This is a genomic window from Pseudomonas sp. C11 (assembly GCF_034683865.1).
Classification (GTDB): Bacteria; Pseudomonadota; Gammaproteobacteria; order Pseudomonadales; family Pseudomonadaceae; genus Aquipseudomonas.
In genome coordinates, this window is sequence record NZ_JAWIIP010000061.1 from 1 (window position 1) to 260 (window position 260).

General features: G+C 58.5%; 1 protein-coding gene. It reads right to left on the reverse strand.

What is annotated here, in order from left to right; translation table 11 throughout:
• Positions 1–260: hypothetical protein (locus VC352_RS24920; protein WP_322982168.1), on the reverse strand; the 260-nt coding region annotated here is incomplete at both ends.

Genomic DNA, 260 nt, shown 5'->3' on the forward strand with positions numbered 1-260 from the left:
ATGAATTGCATCCGTGGTAGTCAACGGCCAGCAGCAGTACACCGCCGTGTGAGGATACACCGGCCGAGTTGGCGTGCTTGAACACGTCACCGCTGAGGTCGACACCCGGACCATTGCCGTACCACATGGCGAACACGACGTCGTAGCGCGCACCGTGGAACAGGTTGGCCTTCTGGCTGCCACACACCTCGGTCGCGCCCAGCTCTTCGTTTAATACTGGCATGAAGTGAATGTGGTTTTCCTTAAGGTAATCGCGCGCG